The sequence below is a fragment of the Acinetobacter sp. NIOH-H-8 genome, assembly GCF_046635365.1.
In the GTDB taxonomy this organism is placed as follows: Bacteria; Pseudomonadota; Gammaproteobacteria; order Pseudomonadales; family Moraxellaceae; genus Acinetobacter.
Map to the genome: position 1 here is coordinate 1 of NZ_JBHDVN010000089.1, position 5,215 is coordinate 5,215.

The window sequence follows — 5,215 nt, forward strand, 5'->3', positions numbered from 1 at the left end:
ATCAATTACGCAAAATAATTCGGTACTATTAAACATCGGGACTAGAGTTTTAAGTTTTGTGTGGTAACTCAACTGATGGCTCTAGTCCTCTTATTTTTCAAGTCAATTTTTTATCCGCGATTCGGGTAATAAGCTAAATAGATAAAACTCCCATGCTCTATACAATGCCCAGAAAAATTCAAATTGCTCCATCTCAAGCCAAATGGCAGCTTGCTGCTGCAGATTCAGTTTTGGTCTTGGTTAGGCTGCATAATTTAAGAATGCAGGCCGGGATTCAAGAGTCTGAGCTGATGAATAATCTGATTCAGATCAGCAATAAAGCTAAAGCACTGGATATTCCCATTGTCGACCTATATGGCGATGACCTGATTCAAGGCATGCAGCAACTTGGAGAATATGCTTCAACTCATCCTCAACTGATTTTTGCCGGACAAATCACACCGATGCTGAAACAGATCCTGCCACATCTGCAAAGTGTGACAGACCAAATTTGCATAATTAATGATGCAATTTTGATGCCTAGTCAGGAACAGCATATCCAGTGGATTGAGAATGTAGTGGCACAAGGTTTGCATCATATGAACAGCTATAGTCTGACCCGATTGTGGAACTTAAGTGCGCCGTCAGAATATGTATTGTCAACCAAAGGCATCATGTTAGCAGTAGCTGAACAGCTGAATATAGATGCGCTGGAAATTGATCCTTATGCTGATTTAAAGCAGTATGGACTGGACTCTGTAGCAGTAGTCAGTCTGGTTGGCACATGGCGTGCGCATGGTGCTGATCTGCGTTATGAAGATGTGCTGGAACACCCGTCATTACATGATTTAGTGAGCTTTGTAATGCAATCTGCACGTCGATAATCGCTAATTGGGTAATTTTCTTAAAATAATCGGAAATTTCATCGCCATTTACATAAATGCGCATTGTAATTATCACTCAAGCTTTCTATTATGGCCGCCTTGTTTTTCGCGATCAGCGTGGGATTGAACTTTGAGTAATTTTCTAACCGAATATCTGATACATCGTGATGAAGATTTTATGGTCATCCATAAGCCTGCAGGCTTACTCACAGTGCCCGGTAAAACAGAAGATTTACAAGATTGCCTGATCAATCGCCTCATCAAATTAGAACCTAAAACTTTGCTGATCCATCGCCTGGATCGAGACACTTCCGGTATTTTAGTATTTGCCTTAAGCCGTGAAGGGCAAAAATCCATCTCCCGCCAGTTCCAGGAACGCCAAACCGATAAAACCTATCAAGCCATCGTGGCTGGAACATTAGAAGGCAAGGGTACAGTTGATGTGCCTGTCATTTACGATCCAAGCCGTCCACCACTGCATATTGCTGAACCGAATCATAATAAGCCGGCAATTACAGAATGGCAGGCCATCGAACATTTTGAAATTCAGAGGCAAGCTGTGACTCGGGTGAAACTGACTCCGATTACCGGTCGTTCACATCAGCTCCGTGTACATATGCAATATCTCGGGCATCCGATTATTGGCGATACCTTGTATGCAACGCCAGAGCAGCAACAGCTTAGTCCGCGTCTATGCTTACATGCCGAGCGTTTAAGTTTTTATCATCCTAAAACACAACAGTTAGTTGAATTTAATTGTCCGGCTGAATTCTAGGAAATACTTGTTTAATCGACGTGAATTATGCTCACTTTTTAGTGGGCTTTATGTCAAAATACATTGCTTGAAGGTGTGAAATTTTGCTCAAATGACGTTTCGTGATTGAGCCTGATATTCATAATCTTGTACTTAAGATAAAGGTGGAAAAATTGCAGCAATTTGCTATTGGTCAACGTTGGTTATCAGATACTGAAACAGAACTCGGTTTAGGGGTTCTCATTGATGTTGATGAGCGATCGGTCAGCATTTTATTCCCAAAAAGCGATGAAACTCGCGTCTATGCTCGCAGTAACGCACCCTTATCTCGTATCGTATTTAATGCGAATGACGAACTGCAAGATCAGGAAGGTACGATCTGGACCGTTGAGTCAGTTGAAGACCGCAATGGTGTAGTGCGTTATCACGTGGTTCGTACTCTTGAAGATGGTACAGAAGAACGTAAAGCTTTAAATGAAACCCGTGTAGGTGCAACGATCCAGTTGTCTAAACCTTTAGATCGTTTACTGGCTAGCCAGATTGACTATAAAGAGTGGTATGACCTGCGTATTGAAGCCTTGCTGATGCAAGCCAATATGCAAACCAGTCCATTGCGTGGCTTGGTCGGTTCGCGTGTGGGTCTGATTCCACACCAGTTGTATATCGCACATGAAGTCGGTCAGCGTTTCGCGCCGCGTGTTTTACTGGCCGATGAAGTAGGCTTGGGTAAAACCATCGAAGCAGGTCTGATCATTCATCAGCAACTTAAAACTGGCCGTTCTGAACGTATTCTGATCTTGGTCCCGGATTCACTGCAATATCAGTGGATGATTGAGATGCGCCGTCGTTTCAATCTTGAATTCTCCCTATTTGATTTGGCTCGTACTGCATCGATCAAAGAGCATGATCCTGAACTAAATCCATTCCTGACCGAACAGCGCATTATTGCTTCTGTGGACTTGATGGTGGATCACGAAGATCTACGCGAACAGGCGATTGAAGCGGGCTTTGACCTGTTGGTTGTCGATGAAGCGCATCACCTGATGTGGTCTGAGGAAGAAGGCGGCAATGATCGTTATGATCTGGTCGAAGAGCTGGCAGAGAAAACACCGGGCGTATTGTTATTGACTGCAACACCTGAACAGCTCGGTGTGGAATCTCACTTTGCACGTCTACGTTTACTTGATCCGCAACGTTTCAGTTCATTGGACCGTTTCCTGGATGAAGAAGAGCAGTATCAGCATACTGCTAAAATCGCTGAAGTACTGATGTCAGACCTTCCACTGGAAGCTGAGCATTTCACTGCGATTGAAAGCTTGCTTGGTCATGCGATTGAAGATACCCCAGAGCAACGTTTCCGTGCCATTCATGAATTATTGGACCGTCATGGTACGGGTCGTATCCTGTTTCGTAACACACGTGAAGCGATTCAGGGCTTCCCGGGTCGTGACTGTCAGCCAGCACCATTGCCAGCGCCAGAAAACTGGTCTAAAGATGGCAAACTACGTGAACAGATGTGGCCGGAAGAATCTCAACTTGATGGCTCGTGGATGGAAACCGATCCGCGTGTAATGTGGTTGATGGAAAAGCTGCGTACTGATCTGAAACACAAAAAAGTATTACTGATTGCCCGTAGTGGTCCAGTGGTTGAAGCACTGGAAAATGTATTACGTCTGCATGCAGGTATCCGTACTGCCATGTTCCATGAAGGCATGAGTCTTTTGGAACGTGACCAGGCAGCAGCTTATTTTGCTGAAGAATCTTATGGTGCACAGATTCTGTTATGTTCTGAAATCGGTTCAGAAGGCCGTAACTTTCAGTTTGCATCAGACTTGATCCTGTTTGACTTACCGGCCAATCCGGATGTTTTGGAACAGCGTATTGGTCGTCTGGATCGTATCGGTCAGGAAAACCGTATCCAGATTCATGTGCCTTATCTGGTGGGTACTGCGCAGGAGCGTATGTTCCGTTGGTATAACGAAGCGCTGAATATTTTCAGCAACATTTCTCCAACGGCGCAAACGCTGCAAGAAAACTTTATTGTTGCCCTGAAAGATTGCTTGCTGGCAGATAAAGGTCAGGAATTTGAAGATCTGCTGGAAGAAGTTAGCGTACAACGTGAAGCGCTTGAAGCCGAGTTGCAGGAAGGTCGTGACCGTCTGCTTGAGTACAATTCTTGCCGCCCCGTCGTGGCACAGGAAATTGTTAATGCGCTTGAAGACTATGATGACAATACCACCTTGCCAATGTTCATGAAGCGTTTTATGGCATCGACCAATATCGACTTTGATGAGCAAAGCAATGGTACGGTGATCATCAAGCCAACGGATCAGATGCAGGTACAAGGTTTGACCCTGGATGAAGAGGGTATGACAGCCACCTTCTATCGTGACCAGGCTCAGATCCGTGAAGATGCTCAATATCTAACTTTAGAGCATCCATTCACTGAAAGCGTGATGGAAATGATCAATACTCAGGGCTTTGGTAGTACCAACGTTGCGGTCTTAAAGTCTGCAGCATTGCCACAAGGTTCTGTATTGATGGAAGTGTGGTTCAAGGTTGATGTGGTTGCACCAAAAGCACTGAACTTACCGTCAAGCTTGCCACAGCAGCTGATCCGTGTATTGCTGAGTGAAAAAGGTCAGGATCTGTCTCAGAAGATTGCGCCTGAAATCCTGAAACCATATCTACATCATTTAGATGGCAATAGCTGCCGTCAGGTGGTGAAAGCACGCCGTGAAGTGATTGAAGCGCGTTATCAACAGGCATTGGAATTAGCTCGTTCAGCATTGCCAAACTTCAGGCAGCAGGCTAAAGAAGCGTATGGCAATAAATGGCAGTATGAAATTGACCGTCTGACTTACCTGAAACAGTTCAACCCAAGTATCCGTGAAGATGAAATCGCACGTTTACAGAAGCTGCAAAAAGAAGGCTTGAGTTTGTTAGAAGGTTTATCTGTAACACCTGAAGCGATTCAAGTAATGGTCGTGGTTAAGCCATAAGATCTAATGAATTATGAAAGCAGCTTTCGGGCTGCTTTTTTATGGCTGGAATTAAAGTCATGATTGAGCTTTTGGTCGGGCTGTGCTAGCTGATATTTTCTGTATTGTTTAAAATCAGCACCTCTAAGAATAAGAAATAAAATATCATGTCCAAAGCATTGATCACTATTGGCGCAAAAACCAGCCATGGCGGTATGGTCACTGAAAGTGAAAGTTCTTTTTTAATTAACGGAATGGCGGTGCATCTGAATGGCATGAAGCATTACTGTCCCAAGTGTCAAACTACCGTGACAGCTATTGCTAGTGATTTATCTACAATAATCAAAGGTAGGGCTGTAATCATTGCTGGAGATAAAGCCAGTTGTGGAGCCATTGCTGTCCCACAATTTTTCACAAGAGGAAGCTCATTTGAGCTTCCTCTTGTTTTATGGGTATTTTATCGGATGAAAATAAAGTTTTTAAAGTTCTCCTTTCAAACAAATTCACTTGAATTATTCTGAGTAAACGTTGAACTGTCCAACCTGTTTTTCCTAAATGTTGAGCGAAACTCACCAATAAATAGGCGATCATCGCAATCCAGATTTGTGTCTGAATTG

At 43.8% G+C, this 5,215-nt stretch carries 3 protein-coding genes and 2 pseudogenes; 4 read left to right on the top strand and 1 reads right to left on the bottom strand.

All coding sequences use genetic code 11. The features are described 5' to 3' along the window. Window positions 1-152 precede the first annotated feature (152 nt). The 4 genes and pseudogenes from ACEWB7_RS16860 to ACEWB7_RS16875 form a co-directional block, all read left to right on the top strand. Window positions 153-863 (top strand): phosphopantetheine-binding protein, encoded by a 711-nt coding sequence (locus ACEWB7_RS16860; RefSeq protein ID WP_034702906.1) that lies wholly within the window; start codon window positions 153-155, stop codon window positions 861-863. 178 nt (window positions 864-1,041) lie between these two features. Beyond that, entirely contained in the window at window positions 1,042-1,638 is a 597-nt protein-coding gene (locus ACEWB7_RS16865) for an RluA family pseudouridine synthase (RefSeq protein WP_306670405.1), read from the top strand. A gap of 143 nt (window positions 1,639-1,781) precedes the next feature. Next, window positions 1,782-4,619 carry an RNA polymerase-associated protein RapA gene (gene rapA, locus ACEWB7_RS16870; RefSeq protein WP_034702909.1) on the top strand — a complete coding sequence of 946 codons (2,838 nt, stop codon included), beginning with the start codon at window positions 1,782-1,784 and terminating at the stop codon, window positions 4,617-4,619. A gap of 146 nt (window positions 4,620-4,765) precedes the next feature. Next, a pseudogene (locus tag ACEWB7_RS16875) lies at window positions 4,766-5,002 on the top strand (PAAR domain-containing protein); the annotation flags it as partial. Between the two features lie 7 nt (window positions 5,003-5,009). On the opposite strand, the pseudogene ACEWB7_RS16880 reads toward ACEWB7_RS16875, so the two are convergent. Continuing rightward, window positions 5,010-5,215, bottom strand: a pseudogene (locus tag ACEWB7_RS16880) (IS4 family transposase); the annotation flags it as partial.

Coding starts and splice junctions, on each gene's coding strand:
- ACEWB7_RS16860 (WP_034702906.1), top strand. CDS start 153: ATGCTCTATACAATGCCCAGAAAAATTCAAATTGCTCCATCTCAAGCC.
- ACEWB7_RS16865 (WP_306670405.1), top strand. CDS start 1,042: ATGGTCATCCATAAGCCTGCAGGCTTACTCACAGTGCCCGGTAAAACA.